Annotated in this window: 26 protein-coding genes; 13 read left to right on the plus strand and 13 right to left on the minus strand. The window is 39.3% G+C overall.

Annotated features, from left to right (window positions below):
- Positions 1-295 precede the first annotated feature (295 nt).
- From ACTWP7_RS04725 to ACTWP7_RS04745, 5 genes are all read left to right on the plus strand, one after another.
- Entirely contained in the window at positions 296-1297 is a 1002-nt protein-coding gene (locus ACTWP7_RS04725; RefSeq protein WP_443122214.1) for a zinc-dependent alcohol dehydrogenase family protein, read from the plus strand.
- Positions 1298-1462: 165 nt separating this feature from the next.
- Entirely contained in the window at positions 1463-1843 is a 381-nt protein-coding gene (locus ACTWP7_RS04730) for a helix-turn-helix transcriptional regulator (protein ID WP_443122215.1), read from the plus strand.
- A 41-nt stretch (positions 1844-1884) separates the two neighbouring features.
- Complete coding sequence (locus ACTWP7_RS04735) at positions 1885-2895, plus strand: LLM class flavin-dependent oxidoreductase (protein WP_443122216.1); 1011 nt, start codon at positions 1885-1887, stop codon at positions 2893-2895.
- Positions 2896-2967: 72 nt separating this feature from the next.
- On the plus strand, positions 2968-3054 hold the full coding sequence (locus ACTWP7_RS04740) for a YjcZ family sporulation protein (protein ID WP_087946078.1): 87 nt from the start codon (positions 2968-2970) through the stop codon (positions 3052-3054).
- Positions 3055-3204: 150 nt separating this feature from the next.
- Positions 3205-4074, plus strand: coding sequence for a CvfB family protein (locus ACTWP7_RS04745; RefSeq protein ID WP_443122217.1), 870 nt, complete (start codon positions 3205-3207; stop codon positions 4072-4074).
- A gap of 93 nt (positions 4075-4167) precedes the next feature.
- On the opposite strand, the gene ACTWP7_RS04750 is transcribed toward ACTWP7_RS04745, so the two are convergent.
- A complete protein-coding gene (locus ACTWP7_RS04750; RefSeq protein ID WP_443122218.1) occupies positions 4168-4617 on the minus strand; it encodes a YusW family protein in 450 nt (149 codons plus the stop codon).
- A gap of 152 nt (positions 4618-4769) precedes the next feature.
- On the opposite strand from ACTWP7_RS04750, the gene msrB reads away from it, so the two are divergent.
- The 6 genes from msrB (at position 4770) to ACTWP7_RS04780 (ending at position 9336) form a co-directional block, all read left to right on the plus strand.
- On the plus strand, positions 4770-5354 hold the full coding sequence (gene msrB, locus ACTWP7_RS04755) for a peptide-methionine (R)-S-oxide reductase MsrB (protein WP_443122219.1): 585 nt from the start codon (positions 4770-4772) through the stop codon (positions 5352-5354).
- Positions 5355-5527: 173 nt separating this feature from the next.
- A complete protein-coding gene (locus ACTWP7_RS04760; RefSeq protein WP_443122220.1) occupies positions 5528-6541 on the plus strand; it encodes an ABC transporter substrate-binding protein in 1014 nt (337 codons plus the stop codon).
- 112 nt (positions 6542-6653) lie between these two features.
- Positions 6654-7058: a VOC family protein gene (locus ACTWP7_RS04765; protein ID WP_443122221.1), complete on the plus strand. Its 405-nt coding sequence runs from the start codon at positions 6654-6656 to the stop codon at positions 7056-7058.
- 31 nt (positions 7059-7089) lie between these two features.
- Complete coding sequence (locus tag ACTWP7_RS04770; protein WP_443122222.1) at positions 7090-7545, plus strand: GNAT family N-acetyltransferase; 456 nt, start codon at positions 7090-7092, stop codon at positions 7543-7545.
- 73 nt (positions 7546-7618) lie between these two features.
- A complete protein-coding gene (locus tag ACTWP7_RS04775) occupies positions 7619-8176 on the plus strand; it encodes a nitroreductase family protein (protein WP_443122223.1) in 558 nt (185 codons plus the stop codon).
- A 242-nt stretch (positions 8177-8418) separates the two neighbouring features.
- Complete coding sequence (locus ACTWP7_RS04780) at positions 8419-9336, plus strand: exonuclease domain-containing protein (protein WP_443122224.1); 918 nt, start codon at positions 8419-8421, stop codon at positions 9334-9336.
- A gap of 19 nt (positions 9337-9355) precedes the next feature.
- Here ACTWP7_RS04780 and ACTWP7_RS04785 read toward each other — a convergent pair whose 3' ends face one another.
- Entirely contained in the window at positions 9356-9922 is a 567-nt protein-coding gene (locus ACTWP7_RS04785) for a hypothetical protein (RefSeq protein ID WP_443122225.1), read from the minus strand.
- A gap of 102 nt (positions 9923-10024) precedes the next feature.
- Here ACTWP7_RS04785 and ACTWP7_RS04790 point away from each other — a divergent pair, with 102 nt between their 5' ends.
- Positions 10025-10897, plus strand: coding sequence for an aminoglycoside 6-adenylyltransferase (locus tag ACTWP7_RS04790; protein WP_443122226.1), 873 nt, complete (start codon positions 10025-10027; stop codon positions 10895-10897).
- Here the strand turns inward: ACTWP7_RS04790 and ACTWP7_RS04795 are convergent.
- The 3 genes from ACTWP7_RS04795 to ACTWP7_RS04805 all read right to left on the minus strand — a co-directional run bounded on the left by ACTWP7_RS04795 (position 10894) and on the right by ACTWP7_RS04805 (position 15612).
- Positions 10894-11373 (minus strand): site-2 protease family protein, encoded by a 480-nt coding sequence (locus tag ACTWP7_RS04795; RefSeq protein ID WP_041601330.1) that lies wholly within the window; start codon positions 11371-11373, stop codon positions 10894-10896. The genes ACTWP7_RS04790 and ACTWP7_RS04795 overlap by 4 nt on opposite strands.
- Before the next feature lie 1913 nt (positions 11374-13286).
- Positions 13287-14450: a glycosyltransferase family 4 protein gene (locus ACTWP7_RS04800; RefSeq protein WP_443122227.1), complete on the minus strand. Its 1164-nt coding sequence runs from the start codon at positions 14448-14450 to the stop codon at positions 13287-13289.
- A 13-nt stretch (positions 14451-14463) separates the two neighbouring features.
- Complete coding sequence (locus ACTWP7_RS04805) at positions 14464-15612, minus strand: NAD-dependent epimerase/dehydratase family protein (protein WP_443122228.1); 1149 nt, start codon at positions 15610-15612, stop codon at positions 14464-14466.
- 463 nt (positions 15613-16075) lie between these two features.
- Here ACTWP7_RS04805 and ACTWP7_RS04810 point away from each other — a divergent pair, with 463 nt between their 5' ends.
- A complete protein-coding gene (locus ACTWP7_RS04810; RefSeq protein WP_443122229.1) occupies positions 16076-18037 on the plus strand; it encodes an AMP-binding protein in 1962 nt (653 codons plus the stop codon).
- A 42-nt stretch (positions 18038-18079) separates the two neighbouring features.
- Here the strand turns inward: ACTWP7_RS04810 and ACTWP7_RS04815 are convergent, their stop codons facing one another.
- From ACTWP7_RS04815 to ACTWP7_RS04850, 8 genes are all read right to left on the minus strand, one after another.
- Positions 18080-19609: an acyl-CoA carboxylase subunit beta gene (locus ACTWP7_RS04815; protein ID WP_443122230.1), complete on the minus strand. Its 1530-nt coding sequence runs from the start codon at positions 19607-19609 to the stop codon at positions 18080-18082.
- Between the two features lie 12 nt (positions 19610-19621).
- On the minus strand, positions 19622-20404 hold the full coding sequence (locus ACTWP7_RS04820) for an enoyl-CoA hydratase (protein WP_014643404.1): 783 nt from the start codon (positions 20402-20404) through the stop codon (positions 19622-19624).
- Between the two features lie 16 nt (positions 20405-20420).
- Entirely contained in the window at positions 20421-21323 is a 903-nt protein-coding gene (locus tag ACTWP7_RS04825) for a hydroxymethylglutaryl-CoA lyase (protein WP_443122231.1), read from the minus strand.
- A gap of 14 nt (positions 21324-21337) precedes the next feature.
- Positions 21338-21550 carry an acetyl-CoA carboxylase biotin carboxyl carrier protein subunit gene (locus ACTWP7_RS04830; protein WP_443122232.1) on the minus strand — a complete coding sequence of 71 codons (213 nt, stop codon included), beginning with the start codon at positions 21548-21550 and terminating at the stop codon, positions 21338-21340.
- A 13-nt stretch (positions 21551-21563) separates the two neighbouring features.
- The gene (locus ACTWP7_RS04835) at positions 21564-22919 is read right to left on the minus strand and encodes an acetyl-CoA carboxylase biotin carboxylase subunit (RefSeq protein ID WP_443122233.1); all 1356 of its coding nucleotides are present in this window, start codon (positions 22917-22919) and stop codon (positions 21564-21566) included.
- 16 nt (positions 22920-22935) lie between these two features.
- Positions 22936-24576 carry an AMP-binding protein gene (locus ACTWP7_RS04840; RefSeq protein WP_443122234.1) on the minus strand — a complete coding sequence of 547 codons (1641 nt, stop codon included), beginning with the start codon at positions 24574-24576 and terminating at the stop codon, positions 22936-22938.
- 24 nt (positions 24577-24600) lie between these two features.
- Positions 24601-25743 (minus strand): acyl-CoA dehydrogenase, encoded by a 1143-nt coding sequence (locus ACTWP7_RS04845; protein ID WP_443122235.1) that lies wholly within the window; start codon positions 25741-25743, stop codon positions 24601-24603.
- 70 nt (positions 25744-25813) lie between these two features.
- Positions 25814-26446, minus strand: a complete 633-nt coding sequence (locus tag ACTWP7_RS04850) for a TetR/AcrR family transcriptional regulator (RefSeq protein WP_443122236.1) — start codon at positions 26444-26446, stop codon at positions 25814-25816.
- Positions 26447-26470 lie beyond the last annotated feature (24 nt).

Raw genomic sequence — 26470 nt, forward strand, 5'->3', positions numbered from 1 at the left:
ATGCCCGCGGAAAGCGAGTCGTTCCCTGGAGCCCCTTTCTCTACAAAATATCTCGAAACTGAGTCTTAAAGTGAACGGCCCTATTGTGTAATAAGCCTTTTATGGAAAATTAACAATAAACTTTAAAAGAGCCTAAAGGAAAAGAAAGGCTATCCACGGAGAGCGAGATGCTCTTCTTTGAAAGTAACGAGCATAAAAACCCTCTTAAAGTAGCCTCAACAATGGTAAGTGGTGGATAGTTCCGTACTTAATTGATAGACTTGTTAAGAATCATCCATTGGAAGGAGTGCTGAAAATGAAAGCAATTGTACATGAACAAAAAGTTGGAGTCGAAGGGTTAACAGTAAAAGAAATGGAAGAGCCTATGCTTGGGGAAAAGGAAGTGAAAGTAAAGGTACATACAGCCGGGTTGAACAGGCGTGATTTGGCTGTCATTACTAAACGACACCAGCCGGAAGACCCTGCGTTAATTCCAGGCTCCGATGCCGCAGGTACAGTTATAGAAGTCGGGGAAAAAGTAAGCAGATTTCAAATCGGTGATGAAGTTGTAGTTAACCCAGGATTGGGCTGGAAGAGAAACAGTTCCGCACCTCCGGAAGGATTTGAAATCGTAGGCCTCCCAGATCACGGAACATTTGCGCAGTTCTATACCAGTGATGAGAATCACTTCGAGGCTAAACCTTCACATTTAAGCTTTGAAGAAGCTGGAGTATTATCTCTTGCTGCTTTAACAGCTTATCGAGCTTTATTCACTCGAGGTAATTTGCAGAAAGATCAAACCGTTATGCTCCCTGGAATTGGTAGCGGTGTACTGACATTTGCTTTAAAATACGCAAAAGCTATGGGGGCGCGGGTTATAGTTACTTCTCGTTCTGAAGATAAACTTCAACAGGCGCTATCATTAGGTGCAGATCGAGCCATTCATACAGAAGACGACTGGAATGAAGCACTTCATAATGAGTCTATCGATTTATTAATTGAAAGTATCGGCAAGGCTACATTCGATAAATCACTAAATATAATACGAAAAGGAGGAACCATCGTAACCTTTGGGGCTACGACAGAAGATCAAATTCAATTAGATATTCGAAAGTTTTTCTACGGACAGTACAACTTGCTTGGCTCTACGATGGGCAGCGCAGAAGAGCTAAAAGAGATGATTCAATTTATTGAAAAACACAACATAAAACCTCAGCTCGATCGTGTGTTTTCATTAGAAGAGTACAAAAACGCTTTTGAATACTTAAGAGAAACTAAAAACTTTGGAAAAATCGGAATTTCATTCAATTTAGATTAAACGGGTTCTGCGGATTTAATTTATTCTCTCTTAAAACTTAGTAGCAACTCCGAACTAATAAATAAAAAACAAAAATAACCGAACGAATGTGCGTAAAAGTAGACAAACCGTCCAGTCTTTATTGTAAAATGGAGGAAGAAGTTTATACCTAAGGAGTGGATAAGGATGTCTCATAAAAATAATCCTAAGCGATTCGCCTTAAACATGAGCGCCGCTCAATTTACAAAGTTTTATATTATGCATTTACTTCAAATCCATCAACCAATGATTAGCGAACATTTCAAGACAGAATTTAAACAATTGACAAAGAACTGGATACCTGCACCTTCTACATTACTGGATACTCTTCACGAGATGACAGAAGAAGGGCTCCTATACAGACGGGAAGATTATAAATCTCATGATAAGAAAAGACAAAAAGTGTACTGGTATTACCTGACTGATAAAGGAAAAGAAGAATTTGATGTATTAAAGAAGAGGTACAAAATCTTATTTGAGGAACAGTTACAAATCTTACAGCAAATCATGAAAGATGTATATAAGTAAAATTTTACGTAACTGCCGGTTTATTTGAAAGGAAGATCATCATGAAGCTCAGTGTTTTAGATCAGAGTCCTATTTCTAAAGGGGAAACTGCAAATGAAGCCCTTCACCATTCGATTGAACTTGCAAAGTTTACAGAGGATTTGGGCTACTATCGCTATTGGGTTGCTGAGCACCATAGCACGAATGGTCTGGCGAGTTCTTCTCCTGAGATTCTAATCGGTCAAATCGCTCAAGCTACTAACACTATTCGTGTGGGATCTGGAGGCGTCTTACTCCCTCAGTATAGCCCCTTGAAAGTAGCAGAGAATTTTAGAATGCTTGAAAATTTTCATCCCGGAAGAATTGATTTAGGTTTGGGCCGTTCACCGGGCGGGGGCAAGAAAACCAGATTAGCTCTTACAGATGGTATTGAAAAGCCGTTGAGTTCCTTTTCGCGGCAGGTAAAAGAACTTCAAAAGTTTTTATTTCAGTCTATGGAAAAGGGAGATCCCTATTTTGGTGTTTCGGCACGTCCAGATAGTCTATACCAGCCGGAAATCTGGGTATTAGGTTTAACGGAACGTGGAGCAAAACATGCGGCTATGCATGGAACAGGTTTTACTTTTGGTCATTTTATTAATCCTGATCATGCCGCCAACACATTGCAGACCTATCGTGAAAAATTCAAGCCTTCCTTAGCTCGCCGTCAACCCGAGGTAAATGCTTGTGTGTTTGTTGTATGTGCAAATACAGAAGAAGAAGCAGAAGAGATGGCTAAAAGTCAGGATATGTGGCTCTTACAAGTTGAAAAAGGTCTGGAGACTAGAATTCCTCCTCAGGACGAAGTTAGTCATGAAACTTTGACAGAAACCGAACAGGATAAAATACGGAAGAATCGAAGAAGATGTATCATTGGTAATCCTGTACAAGTAGTAGATCAATTAGAAAGTCTTGCTGATGAGTATCGTATTAACGAATTTTTAATGATCACCAACATTTTTGATTTTGAAAAAAAGAAACACTCTTACCAATTGATTGCTAATGAATTTGCAAACAGGGCAAACCCTAACTGAGAAAAACTCCTCCATTCACCCATACCACCTTTCAAGCTCCTGCATATATAAGTAGTGAAAGGGGGAATTAATGTGAGTAGAGGATATGGTGGAGGCTTCGCGCTAATCGTTGTGTTGTTTATTCTCCTTATTATCGTAGGAGCTGCATGGTTGTATTAATAGTGGAAAGTGTGGCGTTTGCCACACTTTTTCTATGGATTTCTAATCGACTAGACTGAATAAACTTAAGTTCTCAAGATCTTTGTTTTAAAAATTTTTCATCTAGGCTATAATGGGTTACATTACGTTACAAAGGAGCGAACAATATCCATGGATCATTCCCTGATTGGAACGATACAGAGTTGTAAAGTATCAAAGAAAATAACTAATGGATTTATTTTAAAATACAACGACACAGAAATATTGTTGCCAGATGAAGCAGTACATGAGGAGATTGATTTAGATCAGTCTATAAAGGTATTTCTATACACAAATAAAAAAGGACAGGCTGTTGCAAGCATGACTATTCCTGAAGTAACCCGCCACTCCTATGGATGGGCCGAAGTAGAAGAAGTGGTGACGAACATGGGTGTATTCGTGAATATAGGATTAGAGGATAAAGAGATTTTAGTTTCAACAGATGACCTTCCATTGCTAAAATCAGTCTGGCCGGTGAAAGGCGACTTTTTATTTGTCAGCTTAGAATTAGATAAAAAAGGGCGGCTTTTGGCTGAACCTATTACAGAGCAGGAAGTTTGGGATGATTTAGAGCCGGCACCCGCTTCTATTTTAAATACCGAGACTCAAGGAAGAGTGTACCGCTCAACAAAAGCTGGCTCATCGGTATTAACAGAAGAAGGGTATAGAGGGTTTATTCACCCCAATGAACGAAGAGAGGAACCAAGATTAGGAGAAACTGTAGTCGCAAGGGTAATTGATGTAAAAGATGATGGATCAATTAACTTATCTTTACGTCCACTTAAGAAAGAAAGTAGAAAAGAAGATGCTGATGTCATTCTGGATTATTTGAAGGAAAACGATGGGATCGTCTATTTAGATGATAGCAGCGATCCTGAGAAGATACGTGATACTTTTCAAATTAGTAAGTCAGCATTTAAAAGAGCCGTGGGCAAATTAATGAAGGAAAATCAAGTGGAGCAGAAAAATGGAGCCACTAAATTACTCCATAGTTCTGATTAATACTTAGTAGCAACTCCGAACACAAAATAAAAAAATAAACCATCCATACTATTAAAACCGCCATCTGTAATAACAGTTGGCGGTTTTAATACGTTAATCCTCATATGTTACTTCGGTACCATCCTGGTAGGTTACTTCTAATTTGAATTCCTTATAAGGAGCTTCGAGTCCAAGAACTGTTAGCACTTCGCTAATTACATCGTCTTTTGGTGTGTTCTCATCAAAACTCATTTCTCTAAAATGGGGGGAAAGCTGGTTAAATGCTTCTTCACCTGTAACTTTCTGCCGATCAAAATCGTCAATACGTGCTTCTGTTCTGTTTTCCAAATTAACGTAGTCAATGTGATAAGACAATCGATCTACATAATCAACTTCCAGCTCAAACCTATTAAAGTTAAACGGCCGTGACTCATTAATCTGCTGATAAGAAATACTTTCTGGTGCTGGCTCATTTTGAGATGGTTCACTGGATTGATTGTTCGCATTGTTACATCCTGCTAACAACAAAAGCAGCAAGATAAAACTTGTACTTAATAATTTCAAAAAAATCACTCCATTCTTTTATTATCCATAGGATTACCAAAAAAGATGGTTTTCATAATCTATATGCAAGCACAATAGTTAGCTGCAGAGTATGCACATGTTATGATTAAGATATAGTCATTTCTCTGAGACTATAAAAGGAGAATCTGCCCATGAAGAAAAAAGTTTTATATGGGATGTTGTTTGTATTAATTGGGTCATTCATTACAGTGTCTGTAGCAAGTGGACACTTATCCGGACAAGAGAAACATCAGAACGAAGAGGAAGGTGATCTAACCGTGACTAATTACAACGGAGAGACTGTCACTTATTCTAAAAAGGAATTAAAAGACATGTTAACGTCAGTTCAATATAAGGTTACGCAAAAAGATGGTACGGAACGAGCTTTTGAAAATAAATATTGGGATAACACCGACGAGGGTATCTATGTAGATATCATTTCCAAAGAGCCTTTGTTCAGTTCCGTGGATAAATACAAATCTGGAACTGGATGGCCAAGTTTTACTCAACCGCTTGCGGAAGAGAATATTGTAACTAAAAAAGATCCAGGTATTTTTGGTTCCCGAACCGAAGTGAGAAGTAAGGAAGCAGATTCTCATCTTGGCCATGTATTTAAAGACGGTCCTCAGCCAACAGGATTAAGATATTGCATGAATTCAGCTGCGCTGGAATTCATTCCAAAAGAAGAAATGGCGGAACGTGGCTACGAAAAATATTTGAATGAATTCGAACAGTAAGTTTTAAGAAGCAGGAAATTCCTGCTTCTTTTTTCATGCTAAAATGATAATGATTATCATTGACTTTCTAGTTATTTTTCTCTATACTGACTATTGATAATGATAATCTTTATCAATAGTCAGTAGTACATATAATTACTGAATTAATCAACAAGAAAGGGAGAGCAGATTTTATGAAAAAGCTTAGCATTTTAGGACTAGTCTTATTTTTGGGGATTCTTGCAGCATGCAGTGATAATTCCGATCAATCCAATGGAGTTGAGGGAGAAGCCGCTTCTTCATCGGAGTCTGAATCAAATGAGGAAACTAATACAGGCTCTATCACATTTGAAGATGGAGTAGGTGAGATGACTATAGATGGCGTTCCTAAAAAAGTAGTCGTGTTAGAATGGACATATGTGGAGCACTTATTGCCATTAGGTGTTGAACCTGTCGGAGTAGCTGATCTGGAAGGCTATAATAAATGGGTGAATGTTGGGGAGCCTCTAGGTGACTCGGTAACAGACGTCGGCACAAGATCAGAGCCCAATTTTGAAGCGATTTCCCGATTGGATCCCGATTTAATTATTGGAGCTAAATATCGCCATGAAAGTTTTAAAGATCAATTGGAAAGTATTGCTCCTACCGCCTTATTCGCTCCATATTCCGAAGAGGGTGCAGAGGATCAGTATCAGCATTTATTAAATGAGTTTAATACTATAGCCAAAGTATTCAATGAAGAGGAAAAAGCTCAAAAATACATTAAACAGATGGAAGAAACCTTTAAAGAACAGGGAGAACGTATTCAAGAGGCTGGGTTTGGAAACCTGAATGCTGTGGTTGCTCAGGCTTTTACATCTCAAAACACGCCTACAATGAGATTATTTACTAATAATTCGGTCATCGCTGGAGTTCTAGATAAAATGAATGCAAGTAATGCGGTTAAAACCGATGGACCAGAGATTTATGGCTTTATCTCAACAAATGTTGAAGCTTTACAGAATTATCAAGACTCTCATTTCTTCTATTTAGTCCAAGATGACGATCCAATATTTGATAACCTGGCGGACAACCCGGCATGGACAAATCTTAATTTTGTGGAAAAGGATCAAACTTATAAGCTTCCGGGAGATATGGGAACTTTTGCAGGACCACTATCAGTCGAAAGATTTTCTAAGGAAATAGCCAATGCACTATTAGAAAAATAATGTTCGTAAGGAGAGACCACTTTTACTGCCAAAGTGGTCTTTCCATTTAATCAGGTTTTTTCCTACATTTATCATAATTATATTATACTAACAGAGGAGGAGGTTTTTTTATATGAAGTTCAAAGGGTTTTCGGCTTCACAAATTAGAATTGCGAGACCAACAGATCAACTAACTGAAATTGTGACTTTTTATGAAGAAGGAATAGGTTTACCAAAACTAACTCAATTTTCCAACCATGCCGGGTACGATGGAGTAATTTTTGGGCTGCCAGATAGCCAGTATCACTTAGAGTTCACTACTCATGCAGAGGGAAGCCCCTGTCCCGCTCCTACCAAAGACAATTTATTGGTGCTATACATAGAAGAAAAAGATAAAATCCAAACCATAATAAACCGCTTAGCTAATCAAGGATTCTTTCCGGTAGAACCAGAGAATCCTTATTGGGAAGAAAGAGGCACAACTATTGAAGACCCGGATGGATGGCGCCTGGTACTTATGAATACTAAGGGAATATGAGAGGAAGAAATTTATGCTTAACTTAAACGTAATGTTGCAAAAAGATTTCGATGAACTAATGAAAATGGAAGTTCAAAACTATGCAGATGAAAAGGTTAAAGCTGGAACCTGGACAAAAGAAGAATCTTTGCAAAAATCAAAAGAAGCTTTTCAACAGCTTTTACCCGATGGTCTTCAGACGACTCATCACTTTTTATTATCTTTAAGCAACCCCGATACGAATGAGGTAGTAGGTTATTTCTGGTACCACTTTGATGAAAGTCACCCTCAAAAAGAGGCTTTCATTTATAACTTTTTAATCTTTGAATCATACAGAGGACAAGGCTTTGGGCGAAGAGCTTTAGAATCCTTAGAAAAGCATGTAAAACAACAGGGCGCTAAAAAACTTTCCCTCCACGTTTTTGCTCATAACAAACGTGCTATACATCTTTATCAACAGTCAATGTACGATGTTACAGACATTAATATGTCTAAGTACATTGGATAATTGGTTGACATTAATAGTGAGAATGATTATCATTTGTAGTAGAATAGAAAATAATTGAACTGTAGGTGAAACCATGGGTCAAAATAAAAGTGAATTAGCCAGAATTATTCGTGAGCGCCGCTCCGTCAAAAGTGGTTATTTAGCTAAAGAAGTTCCTGAATCATTAATTAAAGAGCTCTTAGATGATGCTCGGTGGGCACCAACGCACGGATTAAGAGAACCCTGGCGTTTTATATTTATTCCGACAGAAGAAAAAGATCATTTTGTGGAAGATATCGTGCAGACTTTTCCACGGGACAGACAGGAAAATAGAAGAAATTATTTTAGCCAGCCGGCAGCTTTTTTAATTGCTGTAATGGATGAAGACCCTCGTCAGAAACAATGGGAAGAAAATTTTGGAGCGATCAGTTCCCTTATACAAAATTTTCAGTTGTTAGCTTGGGAAAGAGAATTAGGAGTCGTTTGGAAAACGAACCCTCAAATTCATGAGCCTAAGGTTCGTGAAATGCTAGGTGTGCAACCTGGCGAGAAAATAGTCGGATTTCTCCATCTAGGTTACTTTGATCAAGTGCCGAAAACTAAACAAAGAACTCCAATTGAAGAAAGAATTACAGTATATAAAAAGAAATAATGATAAAAACCTCCTTTGAAAAGGAGGTTTTTTTAAATCTAATGACTGAGTTAGATTAATAGAGGGTTATTGGCCATTGTCTAACTGGTTACTTTTATTGAAGGAAAAGTCACTAATTTGAAAAGATGGGGAGCCTTCGGGCATAGGACGAAGCTTTATTAGAGGCTTGGAGGCAATATGATAGACTCATAGCCCGGTTGGTTTTATGATAATAGATAAGTTATTTATAAAGGAGATTCTCAATGAATTTTGTAGCGCTTGATTTTGAGACAGCCAACTCCTCTCGAGGAAGTGTCTGTTCGATCGGTTTAGTAGAGTATGAAAACTATGAAGTAAAACATGAATATTATCGTTTGGTTAAACCTCGAAAGAATTATTTTTCTCCGAAAAATATAAGCATTCACGGCATAACAAAAGATGATGTAGCCGATGCTTATGAGTTCGATATTTTATGGAAAAATGAAATCCAGCCAATGGTTGAAGGGAAGTTTCTAGTGGCGCATAATGCTCAGTTCGATATGGGAGTGCTTCGTGCAGTTCTGGATGAATATCGTCTACCATATCCACTGCTTGCTTATAACTGCACCTTAAACATTTCAAAGAAAACATGGGAGCTGCCACGTTATAATCTTAAGTCTGTTTCAAACCATATTGGTTTTCGTTTTAATCATCACCACGCACTTGAGGATGCACAGGCCGCTGCTTATATCTTACTTAAGGCTTGTGAAGAGTTAAAGGCTGAAAATACAAAAGACCTGGTCGAGAAGACACAAACCACTAACGGCATGATGTATGACCAGCAGTATGAACCTGCGCGATTGAATAAGAAACAGAAAGCTAAAAGACCTGAAAGTATAAATTATGTGGCAGCAAGCAGAGAAATTGACCGCAGTCATCCTTTTTACGGTGCTTCCTTTGCGTTTACTGGAAGGTTAACTGCTATGAATCGAGAGAAGGCTGTTCAAACAGTTGCTAACCTTGGAGGATATACCTATTCGACAGTAGAGAGCACTACTAATTATTTAATTGTAGGAAGCAAAACCTACGATCAATATTTAAATGGAAAGAAAAACAGTAAGCTAGAGCGTACAGAAACACTATTAAGTCAGGGACATTCCATAGAAATTCTTCCTGAAAATGAGTTCCTGAATTATTTGTAAGATTTACGGTATCTTGGTTTTATAAGTTTTTTGCTACACAGTTCAAATGCCTTTTATCTTTTAATAAAATTGGATGAATGGCTAAGGAGTGTTCTGACAGCCGTCCCAAGTTTATACCTGCTCCATAATAATAAGACTGCCATACAATTTTTGTACAATATTGTTCATGATCACTATAGCCAAGCGGTGTGAACACTTTATAAGCAGCTTTTGGATAAGTGGTATGAAGATGGTCAAGATATCCGCAGGCCTTCATGCCAATTTGGGGATCTTTAGCAGAAAAAACCATAATCGATCGAAATTTATTAAAATAACGGTTTACCGGGTCTTTCATTAACCCTGAAGGGATAGAGTGAATAACCTCTCTGCGGGAATTTACTATTCCTACGTGGCCCGCATATTTCGATTCACTTTTTCCGATGGGAGTAAATAATAAATCGCCTGGGGTTATGATTACATTTGTACCTGGATACGTAAGAGATACCGTATTGTCATTCGATGGTGCTTGAGCTTTTCTTGGCTTTACTGCATAGGCTGCTACACCTGCAAAAACGGCTAAGAGAATTGAATATAGGCGTTTTTTCATAACTTTTCCTTTCTAGTCATAGATATATTTACATTCATGATATCACATAAATAGTTTGATTTGATTAGGAAGGAAGGTATTTTATATTGGGAGGGTCCCAGGATGAGATCAGAAGAAGAGATGATGGAACTGATTCTTTCAGTTGCTCAAACAGAACCTCATATTAGAGGGGTAATCATGAATGGCTCAAGAGTCAATCCGAATGTAACACCTGATTTATTTCAAGACTATGATATCCTCTATGTGGTTACTGAGCTGAACGCCTTTATTGCAGATCATTCCTGGATAGACGTTTTTGGTAAAAGACTCATCATGCAAATGCCTGATGAGATGCAATTGGATTCCATTGATGAAGAACCGAAGCAAAAATTCACCTACTTAATGCAGTTTATGGATGGAAACCGCATCGATCTTACGTTATATCAAAGAAATCACCTTCCTGAGAATCAAGATAGTTTAAGCGTTGTTTTACTGGATAAAGACAACAAACTGCCAGCTTTACGAGAACCTGATGATAGTGATTATCTAGTTAAAAAACCATCTCTTTATGATATTGAAAGCTGTACCAATGAATTTTGGTGGGTAAGCACGTATGTAGCAAAAGGACTGGCCCGGCTACAGCTTCCGTATGCCAAAGAAATGATGGAAGGTCCCGTAAGAGAGATGCTTAAACGCATGATCAGCTGGTACATTGGTGCAAAAAATAACTTCCATGTAAATGTCGGCAGTACCGGAAAATATTTCGAATATTTTTTAGAAGATCACATCTGGAATAATTATAAAAAAACATACGCAGATGGGGAGTACCCGAACAATTGGAAGGCTTTATTCCTAATGTGTGAATTATTTATAACTTTATCAAGAGAAGTTACTTCCCAACTGAATTATCCTCAAGCAGATTCAGATGGAATTCACGTTTTTGAATACTTAAAATATATACATAAGAGTTCAGCCGATCAACAGAATTCATATTAATCAATCGGATCTTCTGCTTTCCCGTACCGGATAACGTCATACACAGCCAATCCATCACTTGGTTTCCCGTCGTCATCACGGTAAGGGAATAATGAAAAGAAAATAAAGTAAACTGAGAAATAAGAGTATTGATAGAAAAACAAAGCCGGGGGCAATACATCTGCAAAGATAAGGTAATTAATCGTGAGAATTACGATCATGTTAAAAATACTTCCTGCTAAATATATAGACACGTGCGCCCACGTTTTGTTATAGGTTAGATCTTCATACTGACACCAGCCTTCCATGAAATATTTCTTTTTGACTTCTAGTTTTCCAATGTTGAAAATGGTCTTTCCAGTACCTATACAGAAATGAATCTTCCCTCCGAACAAACGGGCCACCCACACGTGTCCTGCTTCATGTACGAGAGTGACGATAGGTAATATAAAAAAGAAATTTATAAAGAACATCGGTAAATCACTTAAAGTAAACAATTTCAAAACCTCCATATTTTAACATCTATAAAAGACTCGATTATAATAAGGCACAAGGCAAAGCTTACCCCAATTTCTTAAATAAAAACTATTTTAAACCGAAAACAGCTAGAAATAGGAAATATATCACCGATTATTTTTCGAATATAGGATATTTTTTTAAAAAAAGCTTATAATTCAGATTTTTTGAAATGGATAATGAATTATTTATTATATAGAAATGGTAAATGTGGGTTAGTTTGTTGTATATTCTTAGATGAAATGCAGGTGAAATGCTAAATTCACGGGGGTAGAACAAATGTTCTGTTTTAACCCAAAAAAAGTCATCCTTTAAATAAGGGTGACTTTTTTTGCTTCATTTATTTAACAAATTAGCCCAGCTGTTTTAAAAAGTTTTAATGAGAAGCCTGCCGAACGAGAGAAACCAGCCATAATATATAGGAGAAATATTTTTAGAAGCAAAAGGGAAGGATTCTGTACTTTATGTAAACTTCTGGATGCCATATTTTGAAAGGAAAAATAAAGATGGCGCTAATAATAAAAATAACAGTACAGGAGCTGCTAAAATCCTAATTTATATTTAAGCTTTCCCATGAGGAGGTTAACTGCTCAAGATACAGTAGCGAATTTAGCTTTAAAATATAATAAAATGCTAAAATCACGGGATGGGCACAAATGTTCGCTTGAAGTGTAATTGATGAATGTAGTGAACAAACTCGAAGAGTATTCAAGATCCATAAACAATTAAGGAAAAGTAGTTCAGAAGAAATATGGAAACAACCTAATATAAAAGGAACGTGATTATATCAGATCTTAGCATGACTTGCTTTCTTAACATGAAATCTTGAAGTTAAATTATAAGAAAGAAGACTTGGTTGATCCAGGATTTATAATGAGGATTTTAACAAGAATTGCTAAACGTGAAGAATTACTTAATATTTTAGTGGGCGGAGTAGGTCTTAAATGAAATTCTACACTTATTGATTAATTTATTTTTATAGTTTACATAATATATATTATAGGAAGTAAAAGAAATAAGTATATTTTTGTCTCATAATTCAAGTTTACTTATGATAGTGAGACAAAAGGAAAATTTCACCGTAGATCTTAACATCGTTAGATTAAGATTAATTATCTGGTATCCATACTGCACTGCTTGTTATCAGTAAGTTCAAATCAAAATAATATCTAAATTACAAACTTATATTTCACGGTTTTATCATCTTCAGGCTTTAGATTCTCTCTGTACGATTGTTATCTAAATAATTATTAATTGTTCGCTACTTTATATTCATTCCAGCCAAGCATTTCAGTAGTTTGTCTATTTATATACTGAGTTTGCGTTTTATGTATCTATCCAATAATATATATTCTCTGGAACCTTTTATCGCTGAATTAATTTTTAATTGTTAAATTCTTTGCTCCAGATTTCTTTGTTGTAAAATGTTTATTGTATTATAGATTGTTTTTTTATTTTAGCTTCGGAGTTGCTACTAAGTTTTAAGTCAAACCATTTCGTCTATTTCTTCCCTATTAATGGATCTGTTTATGAATCAACTGGAATTTATGAACCGGTTTAGCCAAACCATTTTATTAGACTTTACTCTTTAAGGTCATCTGGATCCCACATATAAACACCATATGCTTTTATGTTTCGCCCTTCTAGAACTGCTGTTTGTCGATATTTCTTTGTTTAAGTATGTACTTTGTTTTTTAAAATTATAGTTGGAGTTGCTACTAAGTTTTAAGTGAAAATGATAAAATTCACATCTTTTTTTTAATTAATTCGTTATAAAGAACGTTTGATGTAACTTGGTTTGGGGATTTATTTCGGAGTTGCTACTAAGTATTTTGTAGTACTACCTCTCCAATTAAATGGAAAATGCCCGCTCAAATGAAAAGTCACAGAGTATTTACTCTGTGACTTTAACCTTTGATTTTTTAGTCGAGTACTCTTCGTTTTCTCCAAATACCCGTAAAGTTTCATGGTAATAATCCAGTATCTGTTCAGAAGGTTTTTGCCAACTGTGTTTTTCTGCTTCGGCTCTTGCGTTTTTACATAAGTACTTATAAAGTACTTCGTCTTCCAAACGGTTAATCGCATCGATCATACTATCGGTATTCTCATTTTCAAACAGTATACCTGTTTTACCGTCTTCCACCTGTTCCATCGTAGGACCGCTTTTTGCAGCAATAACCGGCAGACCTGAAGCCATGGATTCTAAGATGACGAGTCCTAAAGTTTCCGTTACAGAAGGAAAAATCAGAGCGTCTGATGAAGAAAATGCTTCTCTTAGTTCTTCACCATGTAAAAGACCAGTAAAGACGGTATTGGTGCCCTCAAAAGTGTACTCAAGTTCGTCCTTAACAGGTCCATCCCCAACAATAGCTAATGAAAGGTCATCTCTTTGGTCAAGTAATGGTCTGATTTTTTGAATTTCTTTTTCAGGTGCTAAACGGCCGACAAATACGAGTAGTTTATTTTCAGGTTTTCCGCCAGAAAGACGCTCACGCATTTCTTTTGTCTTATGCTTAGGATGGTAATGATCTACTGCAACCCCGCGGTCCCACACGTTTACATTATGGAAATTCTTATCGTCCAGCTCAGTCTTGATTGCTTGAGAGGTGCATAAGTTAACGTGAGCATAATTATGAAGTTTACGGAAATACCACCACACCAGAGGCTTGAAGGGATACAGTCGATAAAAATCCAGATATTTAGGCACATGCGTGTGATAAGAAGCAATCAGTGGATAATTGAGCTTATTTGCGTAATATACACCTGACACACCAACGATTGCCGGGTTTACTACATGGACAAGATCTGGATTATGTTTTTGCAGTAAGTCTTTTACCTTACGCTGAGGTAAAGAGAACTCTTTCGAACGATAAAAAGGTAATTTTGTTGCTTTAACCCCTTCTACAATCGCACCTTCATACTCCTTCACACCAAGGTCTGGAGCTATCACGACCACTTGATGTTCTTGACTTTGCAGGTATTTGATGGATTCCTTCAATCTGGTTACCACTCCATCTGTTGATGGGAGGAATGTTTCAGTAATGATGGCGATCTTCAAAGTGGAAAACTCCTTACTTCCAAGTGATTGATGGTAATACGTTCTCGACAATAATACGGTCTTTGTGTTCAACTGCTGTACGCAGAATATCACGAATGACGTCATCTGTTAACAAATGAGGTTCTAAACCAAGATCACGAAGTTTTGTGTTAACCGCGTTATAGTAATGGTCTTCGTTCTCAATTCGTGGATTCTCAATTTTCTTAACCTGTGTATCCAATCCTTCTTCGTGTGCAATTTTTTGTACACGCTCAGCTAATTCCTGTACAGAGAACCATTCAGTAAACTGATTAAATACTCGGAATTCACCGTTGTCAGCTGGATTTTCTGCAGCGATTTCTACACATCGAACGGTATCTTCAATATTAAGGAAAGCTCTCGTTTGACCTCCTGAACCATACACCGTAATATCATGACCAATGGCCGCCTGATTAGCAAAACGATTCAGGGCTGTACCAAATACTCCATCATAATCCACGCGGTTTACTAACATTGGATCAAGTTTTGTTTCTTCTGTATGTAATCCATACACGATACCCTGGTTAAGGTCTGTCGCACGGATACCCCAGATCTTACATGCAAACATAATATTGTGGCTGTCATGCACCTTGGAAAGATGATAGAAGGAACCAGGCTGTTTAGGGTAAGGAAGCGTGTCTTTTCTGCCTTTGTGCTCAATCTCTATATATCCTTCTTCAATATCAATATTTGGAGTTCCGTATTCACCCATCGTACCTAGTTTAATTAAATGGCATTCTGGAGCAAATTCTTTAATTGCATATAATACATTCAAGTTTCCAATAACATTATTGGTTTGTGTATATGCAGCGTGCTCACGATCAATCATGGAATATGGAGCCGAACGCTGTTCAGCGAAGTGAACGAATGCTTCTGGTTTTACTTGGCGGAACACTTCTCTTAAGAAATCATAGTGATTCAAATCGCCAATAAATGTACGGATTTCATTCCCTGTTACTTCTTTCCACTTAGCCACTCGATCTTCTAATGATGCTATGGGAGTTACTGAATTGGAATGAAGCTCATCATCAATTTTTCTGCGTGCTAAATTATCAACAATTGTTACATCGTGTCCTTGTTTGGATAGGTATAATGCCGTTGGCCAACCGCAAAAACCGTCTCCTCCTGCTACAATAATTCTCATAATCTACCTCCTAGTTACATCTAACCTTCTCGTGTTCCCATTATAGAATAACATTCTTTTAATAATGAATGGTAATGTTTTAATCCCTGTTCTTGAGCCCTATTCTACAATAGAAATGAATATCTTCGATTTTGACTTTACCATTAATTCTAGTTTGAAACAATTAATTAATTGTTAAAGTAGCTCGAATGACGTCGATATTTTAATCATTTGGCGACTTTTGTCCAAAATAAGGAAATTAATTTATAAAAAGCGGACGTTTACAAAATAAAACACTGAATACGGTCTCGAATCTTTGAAAGTTATTATAGCCATATTTTTGTAAAATACTCCCTATACAAATGAAGTATTTGGACCAGGAATCAACCTTGTGAAAAAAGTACAATCGTTCATTATAGGCTCAATCTCCGGTATAATAGAAGTGTGAGATATTTCAGAACATTAAACTGGGGGCGGAAATTTAATGAGTACATATGAAAAAGCTTGGTTTCCATTGGAAAGTCAAATCAGAGCTACACGACTGTTTCAATGGATGCAAAAACTAGGATATGACAACTATGATGTATTCCACCAAAAATCAATTGAAGATATTGAATGGTTCTGGGATGAAGCCTTGAAAGAACTAGGAATAGAATGGGATCAATCATATGAAAAAACCGTGGATTTATCCAGTGGAATAGCTTATCCTAAGTGGTTTACTGGAGGAAAGATGAATGTAGTTCACAACGCTCTTGATAAATGGGCTTTGGATGACACAAAAAAACATGCGGTTGCCCTCTATTGGGAGGGTGATAATGGAGACACGATTCAATATACTTACGAGGAATTATACAAAGAAGTAAATCGAGTCGCAAATGGACTAAATAATCTGGGGATTGTTGAAGGTGATATTATTACGCTTTATATTCCTATGATCCCGGAGACTCTCATATCAATGCTTGCTGTTTCCAAAATTGGTGCTGTATTCTCCCCTGCCTTTTCAGGCTATAAAGCAGATGCAGTTGCTACCAGAATTCAAGCAGCCCGTTCCAAAGCTCTCATTACAGCAGACGGCTTTTATAGAAGAGGAAAGACCATACCTATGAAGATGGAGGCAGACCTCGCCTGTGATCAATGCCCTTCTTTAGAACATGTTATAGTGGTCGAGCGCGCTTCCTGTGAAATTGAATGGAATGAATACCGGGATACCCAATGGTCTCGTTTGCTTGAAAATGAAACCGTTTACAATAAGAAGAGCATGGAAGCAGATGACCCTTTTATGATTATCTATACATCTGGTACAACAGGCAGACCAAAAGGAGCTGTGCATACACATTCAGGCTTCCCAACTAAAGCAGCTTTTGACGCTGGAGTGTGCATGGATGTCACAAAAGATGACACGCTTTTTTGGTACACAGATATGGGATGGATGATGGGTCCCTTCCTTGTTTATGGCGGCCTGGTTAACGGTTCCTCTATCGTCATGTTCGAAGGAACTCCGGATTTTCCGAACCCTGATCGTTTATGGAGTTTAGTTGAAAAATATAAAGTGACCCATTTAGGTATCTCACCTACACTTGTGCGGTCGATGATGAAGCATGGTGAAGAATGGATTAAGAAACATAACTTAAGTTCTCTTAAACTAATAGGCTCCACAGGAGAACCTTGGAACCCTGAGCCATGGTACTGGCTTTTCAAGCAGGCAGGTAACTCTAACATTCCCATCTTTAACTATTCAGGCGGCACCGAAATCTCTGGCGGAATCCTTGGGAATGTGCTTGTAAAGCCTATTCAGCCGGTTACATTCAATGCTGCTCTACCTGGTATGGACGCAGATGTTTATGATGAATCAGGGGGTTCTCTCAAGAATCAGGTAGGAGAATTAGTATTACGAAAACCGTGGGTAGGCATGACCAGTGGCTTCTATAATGAAAATGAACGATATGAAGATACCTATTGGAACCGCTTCAAAGATACGTGGGTTCACGGTGACTGGGTCATCCTTGATGATGAAGGCTTTTATACAATTACAGGCCGCTCTGATGATGTCCTTAATGTAGCCGGTAAGAGACTTGGTCCCGCAGAAGTTGAATCTGTGCTGGTTGAACACCCTTCTATTACAGAAGCTGGCGTCATCGGCGTTCCGCATGAAATTAAAGGTGAAGAGGCTATAGCGTTTGTTGTCCTTAATCCTAATGTAAAAGAATCAGAGGAACTTATAAGTGAATTCAAAAGTCACTTAGCTGATAAGTTAGGGAAAGCTCTTGCTCCTAAAAAAGTGTACATCGTTGACGATCTGCCTAAAACGAGAAATGCAAAAGTAATGAGGAGAGCTATTAAATCTGCTTATTTAAATAAACCTGCAGGTGATTTAAGTGCTCTTGAAAACCCGAACACCATAGAACAGATCCAGACGATCGGTAAAAAGGCTACTTCTTCTACTTAAATAAAAACAACTCCTGATCTAATTAGATCAGGAGTTGTTTTTTTATACAGGGTATACTCCGTGTTTTCTTTCAGTAAAGGTTACGTCTTTATTTTGGTAAGCTTCATATCGAATGGAAAGTTCTTCTCTCAGCCGGTCAGGCTGAATAATATCATCGATCACCAGCTCAGAAGCTAAGCGATAAATATCGATATTTTCTTTGTATTCTTCATGTTTCTCTTTAATAAACGCAGGTCTTTCTTCTTCAGGAAGTTCAGCTATTTTGTTCGCATATACCGCATTCACAGCCGCTTCAGGACCCATAACAGCAATTTGGGCTGTTGGAAGAGCTATACATGCATCCGGCTCAAAGGCTGGACCTGCCATAGCATAAAGTCCAGCTCCGTAAGCTTTTCTTACAATAACGGAGATCTTAGGAACGGTCGCTTCACTCATGGCTGATAACATTTTGGCTCCGTGCCGAATAATACCTGCCCTTTCCACCTTCGTTCCAATCATGAATCCTGGAATATCTACCAGGAATAATAAAGGAATATTAAAGGCATCACAAAGCTGAATAAATTTAGCGGATTTATCGGCCGAATCTGGAAACAGCACCCCGCCCTTCGCTCTGGGCTGATTAGCAATGATACCGATCACACGACCGTCTATTCTCGATAAACCGGTAATAAGTTCCGGAGCGAATTTCTTTTTAATTTCACAAAAAGAATCTTCGTCAATAATACGGTCAATCAACTGGTACATATCAAAAGGGGCATTCTGATTTTCTGGAATCAATTCTTCTATGGACTTTTCAAACGTTACAGGGTCAATACTTTCTTTTTGAGCCGGAGCTTTTCGATAATTTGCCGGAAAATAGCTCATGTATTTCCGTGCGAATAATATAGCTTCCTTCTCATCCTTAGCAAGTACGTCCCCACATCCCGAGACGGAGCAATGCATTTTTGCCCCTCCCATCTCTTCAAGGGAGACTTTTTCTCCAATCACTTTCTCCGCCATTCTCGGTGATCCCAGGTACATCGAAGCATTCCCGTCGACCATAACTACGATGTCACAAAAAGCAGGTATGTAAGCTCCTCCAGCAGCTGAGGGTCCGAATAACAAACAGACTTGAGGAACCCGACCGGATAACTTTATCTGGTTATGAAAAATACGGCCGGCTCCCCTTCGATTGGGAAACATGTCTACTTGGTCGGTGATCCTTGCTCCAGCTGAATCTACGAGGTAGAGCATTGGAAGATGCAGTTTCATAGCTGTTTCCTGAATTCGAATGATCTTTTCAACAGTGCGTGCTCCCCATGATCCTGCTTTAACAGTAGAATCATTGGCCATAACACAAACCTGTTCTCCATTGATTTTTCCTATGCCTGTGACCACTCCATCAGCAGGAAGTTTATCGTCCTGATTATTGGCAAAAAAGGCATCTTCAATATTCATATCATCGTCGAATAATAACTGAAGGCGCTCTCGTACAAACATTTTTCCTTTTTCTGCATTTTTAGCATGATACTTTTCTGCTCCACCCGAGGAAATATGCTTCCTTTTTTCTTCTAACGTCTGATTCTTCGCCATCTTTTCCCCACCTTACTTTCCTTTATAATCTGGTTTCCTTTTCTCTTTAAATGCTTTCAGGCCTTCCAGACGGTCTTCCGTGTCAATCGTCTTTTGATAGCACTCCTTTTCAATTTGAAGCCCTGCAGATAATTCCTTATCGTATCCGTCATGTATAGCTTTTTTAGCCTGTCTAAGCGCAATAGGCGCATTGCGTGCAATGGAGAACGCAATATCCTTGGCTTCTTCTAACAGCAACTGAGGCTCGTACACATATTCCGCAAGTCCGATCGCATGGGCCCGCTGAGCTTCGATGGGGCGTGCTGTGTAGATCATTGCTTTCGCTTTTCCGAGTCCAATTAAACGGCTGAGTCGCTGGGTGCCTCCTGCTCCAGGGATAATTCCAAGAGAGGTTTCAGTAAGCCCCACTCTTGCTGAATTACTCATAATGCGCAAATCACAAGCTAAAGCAAGTTCAAGCCCCCCTCCAAAAGCGACCCCATTAATTACGGCGATGGTAGGCACGGAGATTTGTTCAATCAATTGGATGGTATCACCGATTTTTTCAACCGTTTGGATAACTTCCTGCTCGGACATATCCGCCCGTTCCTTTAAGTCAGCTCCAGCGCAAAACACTTTCGTTCCGCTTCCAGTAATCAATACTGCCCGCACGTCGGTCCGCTGGTTAATTTCTTCTGTTCGAGCTGCTAACTGATCGAGTAGTTCCCTGGAAAGAGCATTTGCTGCTTCTGGACGATTTAAAGTTAGTAATAAGACGTGTTCATTTACCTCTTTTAACGTAACAAGTTCGCTCATCTCACAACCTCCTTTCTTACCTAGATCTTTCTATTTGCATCACATGACTGGATAGCGGTTTATTTAATGTATCTTGAATAAATAAAGCAGCCTGTCTGAGTTTATGTTCATCTATTCCCGTCGATACACCCATCTGGTGCAGCATATGAACGAGGTCCTCGGTAGCAAGATTGCCTGAAGCCCCCTTGGCATAGGGACAGCCTCCGAGTCCACCCAGCGAACTGTCAAACGTGGTAATCCCATGATTTAACGACACCAGAACATTTGCTAGAGCCATTCCTCTCGTATTATGAAAATGCATAGCTATATCCTTGAAGGATAACTGCTTCTGAATTTCATGTAAGGCCTTATCCACCTGCTTAGGATTGGCAACCCCGATGGTATCCCCTAAAGAAAGTTCATCTATGCCCATATCCAGCATATGTTTACTGACGTCTATAACCTGTCCAATCGGAATATTCCCTTCATAAGGACAACCAAAGACGGCTGATACATAGCCGCGGACCGTTTTTCTCGCGCCCTTTGCTTCCTGAATGACTTCCCTAAGGACAGGATAAGTTTCTTCAATCGACTTGTTTATATTTTTTTTATTATGACTTTCACTGGCTGACATAAACACGGATACTTCATCTACATCTGTTTCCAGCGCTGCTTCAAGTCCTTTCATATTGGGTACCAGTGCTGCGTACGTTATACCAGGGTTTCTCTCAATAGATGAAGCTACTTGTTTGGCATCCTTTAACTGGGGAATCCATTTCGGATGGACGAAAGAACTGAATTCAATGTAGGAATAACCGGCTTCTGACAACTGATTTATCCAGGAAATTTTATCTTCTGTCGGAACTTCCCTGGACTCATTCTGTAGTCCATCCCGGGGGCCGACCTCTTTGATCGTCACTTCTTCTGGTAACTCCAGCATACTATCCGCTCCTGTTATTCTATAATGGCAATAACGTCGCCTTCATTTACAAAATCACCTTCACTGACTTTTAATTCTTTTACACTTCCCGAGGTTTCTGAAGGGATGGGGATTTCCATTTTCATAGATTCTAAGATAGCAATGTCCTGCCCTTCACTGACTTCTTCGCCCTGCTGTACGACTAATTTCCATACACTTCCTGCCATTGATGCTTTTACTTCATTCATAATCCATCTCTCCTTATTGGTTGGTTAACGTAGGTAAGTAATAATCCTTGATAAAGGTTGTTTTTGTATTTCCTTTTTTAAATTGATCGTGCGTAATAATCCGTTTTAACATGGTTAAGTTCGATTTAATTCCTTCAATTTCATATTTATGGAGAGCCTGTGCCATCAGATCAACCGCCTGCTCTCTTGTCTCGCCATGTACTACGAGTTTCGCAATCATAGGGTCGTAGAAAGGGGTAACCTTCGAACTTCCATTTACAGCCAGTTCATGCCGGATGTTTTCACCTTCTGGCAATTCCAGTTTTGTCAGCTGTCCGGGAGAAGGATAAAAGGTATTCGGATCCTCTGCATAAATACGAACCTCAATCGCGTGACCTTGAATCGAAAGGTCTTCCTGTTTAAGAGAAAGAATCTCGTTTGAAGCGACTCTTAACTGCTGCTCGACCAGATCTACCCCTGTAATTTCTTCTGTAACAGGGTGCTCCACCTGGAGACGTGTATTCATTTCAAGAAAATAATAGTTTTCCTGCTCGTCTACCAAAAATTCGATGGTTCCTGCATTAGAATAACCAAGTCTTGCTACTGCTTTTAATGCGCTTTCCCCCATTTGGCGTCTTGTTTCCTCAGAAAGTACCGGTGAAGGGGCTTCTTCCACCACTTTTTGATGTCGTCTTTGAATTGAACATTCCCTTTCAAACAAGTGCACAGCATTGCCATGATGGTCAGCGAGCACTTGCATCTCAATATGTCTTGGATTTTCAATTAGTTTTTCAATAAACATTTTCCCATCTCCGAAAAACGTCTGGGCACGCTTGGAATTCCCTTCAAAGGCTTTTCCAAGCTCTTCATCAGAGTAGACCGCCTGCATTCCTATGCCGCCTCCACCTGCTGCCGCTTTTAGCATAACGGGATAACCAAATGATCGAGCAGTAGATAAGGCAGCTTCAGCAGATGCTACCGCTTCATCCGTCCCGGGTACAATCGGCACACCAGCCTGACTCATCTCATGACGAGCCGCAATTTTGTCCCCCATCTTAGCAATGACTTCTGGTCTTGGTCCTATAAATACAAGCCCGGCCTGGGTTACTTTTTCAGCAAACTCAGCACTTTCACTAAGAAGCCCGTAGCCTGGATGAATGGCCTCTGCACCAGATTCCTTGGCAACTTTCAAAATTTTATCGATGTTCAAATAAGATTCGTTAACCCTTGGTTTACCTATTAAATAACTTTCGTCTGCTTCTTTTACATAGGGGGCCTCTTGATCGGCCTCTGAATAAACTGCCACGGTGCTTATATTCATCTGTTTACACGTACGAATGACACGAGCCGCAATTTCTCCCCGATTTGCAATGAGTATCTTTGTAAACACAATTATCCACCCCTTTTTACGATTTCAAATCCATCATGTCCAGCGCATCTTCACGCAGTTTAAACTTCTGGATTTTCCCGCTCGCTGTCATCGGGTACTCATCGGTAAACATGATGTACCTTGGAATTTTATGCTTGGAAATTTGTCCTTCACAGAAATCCCGTATATCGTCTTCTTCGATTGACTTACCTTCTTTAGGAATAATCCAGGCCATGATCTCTTCTCCGTATTTCTGATCGGGCACACCGACCACCTGAACATCCAGCACATCGGGATGCTGATATAAGAACTCTTCAATTTCGCGTGGATAGACATTTTCTCCGCCACGAATGATCATGTCTTTCATTCGGCCGGTAATTTCAATATAGCCATCCTCATCCATCACCGCGATATCACCGGTATGAAGCCATCCTTCTGGATCAATGGCTGTTTCTGTAGCTTCCTGGTTCTTGTAATAACCTTCCATAACGAGATAACCCCGTGTGCAGAGTTCTCCAGGTACTCCCGCTTCTGCTTCATCTCCAATAGCCGGGTCAATGATTTTCACTTCTACGTTTGGATGTGCCTTTCCGACACTGGAAACACGAAGTTCAATCGGATCATCCGCCTTTGTTTGGGTAATCACAGGAGAGGATTCCGTTTGACCATAGGCAATGGTAATTTCCTCGGCACCCATATCCTCGATCACACTTTTCATGACTTCCATTGGACAGGTAGAACCCGCCATTATACCTGTACGCAGCGTAGTCGGCTTCCAGTCATTGAACTCAGGATGATTAAGTTCGGCAATAAACATCGTAGGCACTCCATGAAGCGCTGTACAAGCTTCCTCTTTTACTGCCTTTAATACCTGTAAAGGTTCAAATTGCTCAAGAATAACCATAGTGGCTCCTTTTGATACCGCAGCAAGCGTTCCTAATACACAGCCGAAGCAATGGAAAAAGGGAACAGGGATGCACAAACGATCTTCATTGGTAAGCCGCATGCAGTCCGCTACCTGATTGCCATTGTTGACGATATTATAATGGCTCAGCATCACACCTTTAGGAAAGCCCGTAGTTCCTGACGTGTACTGCATATTGATCACATCTTGATAGGATAGAGAGCGTTTACGTTCTTCAAGTTTTTCATCACTTGTTGATCGGCCCATATCGATTAAGTCATTCCACGTGTAGCACCCTGGATGTTCCTTATCACTTAAAGTAATGATATTTTTTAAATGAGGGAGCCTCTCGCTTTGAAGATCTCCTTTTAATGAGGAGGAAAGCTCTGGGCAGATCTCTTTCAAAATATCAATATAAGAGGTGCCTCTAAAATCTTCCGCTAGTATTAAAGTGGTCGCATCTGACTGTTTTAAAAGGTACTCGAGTTCCTGTGCTCTGTAATTTGTATTTACCGTAACAAGAACTCCGCCCATTTTTCCTGTGGCAAACTGGGAAAGAAGCCACTCCGGCTTATTATCAGACCATATAGCTACGTGTTCCCCTTTTTCTACCCCTAATGCCATGAGGCCTTTAGCAGTTTCATCAGCCATGTCGTTAAATTCCTTATAGGTTTTTCGCAGCTTCTTCTCCGGGTAAACAAAAGCTTCCTGATCAGGAAATTGACGAGCCTTTTCCTCTAAAAGTTCTCCTACAGTTGTTTCCAAAAGGGACATATACCAATTCCTCCTCTTTATTTATTAGCAGCCTAACTGACGAGCGATAACCAAACGTTGAATCTCAGACGTTCCCTCTCCAATTTCAAGCAGTTTAGCATCACGCAGATAACGCTCTACTTCATATTCCCTCATATAACCGTAGCCTCCGTGTATTTGGATAGCTTGATTGGATGATCGGAAAGCGGTTTCAGAAGCGAACAGCTTAGCATACGCTGATTCCTTCGTGAAGTTTTTCCCTTGATCTTTTAACCAGGCGGATTTTAGTACCATATTACGTGCCAGTTCCACTTCCATGGCCATATCCGCTAATTTAAACTGAATGGCTTGAAAACTGGAAATCGATTGGCCAAATTGCTTTCTTTCTTTTGCGTAAGAAAGAGCACGATCCAGGGAAGCCTGCGCGATACCGACCGCAAGTGCAGCAATGGAAATTCTCCCTCCATCAAGTGTGTAAAGGAACTGTTTAAAACCTTTTTCAGGATCGCCCAGCAGGTTTTCCTTAGGTACCTTCACATCTTCCAGGATAATTTCTGAAGTGTTGGAACCCCGGACGCCCATCTTTTCATAAGGACTGCTGATCTTCATTCCTGGAGTATCTTTAGGGATGATAAAAGCCGAAATAATGTTTTTACCATCGTCCCGTTTCCCTGAAACCGCCGTAACGGTAATAGACCGAGCATATTCCGCATTCGTAATCCAGCATTTTTCTCCGTTGATGACGTAATGATCTCCTTTAAGTTCAGCTCGTGTTTTCGTCCCCCCTGCATCAGAACCAGCATTCGGTTCGGTTAGTCCAAAAGAAGCGAGTGCCTCTCCCTTCGCCAGTGGAGTTAAGAATTCCTGTTTTTGTTCTTCTGTACCAAAATAATAGATGGGGCTGGCCCCTAGAGAAACTGCCGCTGCGTAGCTAAGGCCTGTAGAACCGCAGACGCGGCCGATTTCTTCTACAGCCAGAGCATACGTAACCGTGTCCCCGCCGGATCCCCCATATTCTTCTGGAAATGGGATACCAAGAAGCCCGAGCTTGCCCATCTCCTTAAAAATATCTTCTGGAAATTCCGCTTTTGTATCAATGTCTACCGCACGCGGATGAATAACCTCCTCAGCAAAATCACGAACCATTTTTCTAGTCATTTCCTGTTCTTTCGTTAATTCAAAATTCATATGATTCCTCCTCAGGGAATTAAGACCGACTGGTTGGTCGGTACGTAGTCAAAAAAATAAATGAAAGCGTTTACTTATTTTCATAAAAAAAAGGAACGTGGAGCAGTTGGTTCAAGTAATCCGTCTCTTCTTTCCCAGGCAGTAAAAAATGTAAAATCAGATCCGTGAAAACATCTGAAATCTCATGGATCGAATGTGGACCATCCCGTTTATACCACTTATAAATCCAATTCACCATTCCCAGTATAGCCATACCTGTAATAGACACTGGCAGTTCTTTGCGAAAATGTCCTGACTCCTGTCCTTCTTCGATGACTTGAAAAATCATCTTTTTAAATTCATCACGTTTTTGCTTAATCTGTCGCTCGTATTCAGGTTTAAGATAATTGCTCTCCTGATAGAAGACAGATATATGAGGTTTGTATAGATCAAAAACTTGAACAAACGCATGAATGATAGCTTGAATCTTCATGACAGGAGATGAGTGAATGACATTGGCCGATTGAGCTTCTTTCAATACATATGTAATAAAGGTATCGTGAATGACAAAAAGGAGTTCGTCTTTAGAGCTGAAGTGATGGTAAAAACCGCCTTTAGACGTACGGGATAATTCTACAATTTGATTGACGCTCACACCGTGAAAACCATAGCGATCAAATAATTGAAGCGAGGTTTGAATTATGTCTTCTTTTAAATCTCTCATACACCATCCCCAATCTGCTGAACT

This window comes from Halobacillus sp. B29, from assembly GCF_052246755.1.
In the GTDB taxonomy this organism is placed as follows: domain Bacteria; phylum Bacillota; class Bacilli; order Bacillales; family Halobacillaceae; genus Halobacillus; species Halobacillus halophilus.

What these genes read in the sequence shown, in the direction of transcription:
- ACTWP7_RS04850 (WP_443122236.1), bottom strand. Translation starts at nt 26,446, where the DNA reads ATGAGAGATTTAAAAGAAGACATAATTCAAACCTCGCTTCAATTATTT.
- ACTWP7_RS04775 (WP_443122223.1), top strand. Translation starts at nt 7,619, where the DNA reads ATGGGTCAAAATAAAAGTGAATTAGCCAGAATTATTCGTGAGCGCCGC.
- ACTWP7_RS04725 (WP_443122214.1), top strand. Translation starts at nt 296, where the DNA reads ATGAAAGCAATTGTACATGAACAAAAAGTTGGAGTCGAAGGGTTAACA.
- ACTWP7_RS04770 (WP_443122222.1), top strand. Translation starts at nt 7,090, where the DNA reads ATGTTGCAAAAAGATTTCGATGAACTAATGAAAATGGAAGTTCAAAAC.
- ACTWP7_RS04730 (WP_443122215.1), top strand. Translation starts at nt 1,463, where the DNA reads ATGTCTCATAAAAATAATCCTAAGCGATTCGCCTTAAACATGAGCGCC.
- ACTWP7_RS04815 (WP_443122230.1), bottom strand. Translation starts at nt 19,609, where the DNA reads ATGGCGAAGAATCAGACGTTAGAAGAAAAAAGGAAGCATATTTCCTCG.
- ACTWP7_RS04820 (WP_014643404.1), bottom strand. Translation starts at nt 20,404, where the DNA reads ATGAGCGAACTTGTTACGTTAAAAGAGGTAAATGAACACGTCTTATTA.
- ACTWP7_RS04745 (WP_443122217.1), top strand. Translation starts at nt 3,205, where the DNA reads ATGGATCATTCCCTGATTGGAACGATACAGAGTTGTAAAGTATCAAAG.
- msrB (WP_443122219.1), top strand. Translation starts at nt 4,770, where the DNA reads ATGAAGAAAAAAGTTTTATATGGGATGTTGTTTGTATTAATTGGGTCA.
- ACTWP7_RS04845 (WP_443122235.1), bottom strand. Translation starts at nt 25,743, where the DNA reads ATGAATTTTGAATTAACGAAAGAACAGGAAATGACTAGAAAAATGGTT.
- ACTWP7_RS04780 (WP_443122224.1), top strand. Translation starts at nt 8,419, where the DNA reads ATGAATTTTGTAGCGCTTGATTTTGAGACAGCCAACTCCTCTCGAGGA.
- ACTWP7_RS04830 (WP_443122232.1), bottom strand. Translation starts at nt 21,550, where the DNA reads ATGAATGAAGTAAAAGCATCAATGGCAGGAAGTGTATGGAAATTAGTC.
- ACTWP7_RS04805 (WP_443122228.1), bottom strand. Translation starts at nt 15,612, where the DNA reads ATGAGAATTATTGTAGCAGGAGGAGACGGTTTTTGCGGTTGGCCAACG.
- ACTWP7_RS04810 (WP_443122229.1), top strand. Translation starts at nt 16,076, where the DNA reads ATGAGTACATATGAAAAAGCTTGGTTTCCATTGGAAAGTCAAATCAGA.
- ACTWP7_RS04735 (WP_443122216.1), top strand. Translation starts at nt 1,885, where the DNA reads ATGAAGCTCAGTGTTTTAGATCAGAGTCCTATTTCTAAAGGGGAAACT.
- ACTWP7_RS04790 (WP_443122226.1), top strand. Translation starts at nt 10,025, where the DNA reads ATGAGATCAGAAGAAGAGATGATGGAACTGATTCTTTCAGTTGCTCAA.
- ACTWP7_RS04785 (WP_443122225.1), bottom strand. Translation starts at nt 9,922, where the DNA reads ATGAAAAAACGCCTATATTCAATTCTCTTAGCCGTTTTTGCAGGTGTA.
- ACTWP7_RS04760 (WP_443122220.1), top strand. Translation starts at nt 5,528, where the DNA reads ATGAAAAAGCTTAGCATTTTAGGACTAGTCTTATTTTTGGGGATTCTT.
- ACTWP7_RS04765 (WP_443122221.1), top strand. Translation starts at nt 6,654, where the DNA reads ATGAAGTTCAAAGGGTTTTCGGCTTCACAAATTAGAATTGCGAGACCA.
- ACTWP7_RS04840 (WP_443122234.1), bottom strand. Translation starts at nt 24,576, where the DNA reads ATGTCCCTTTTGGAAACAACTGTAGGAGAACTTTTAGAGGAAAAGGCT.
- ACTWP7_RS04825 (WP_443122231.1), bottom strand. Translation starts at nt 21,323, where the DNA reads ATGCTGGAGTTACCAGAAGAAGTGACGATCAAAGAGGTCGGCCCCCGG.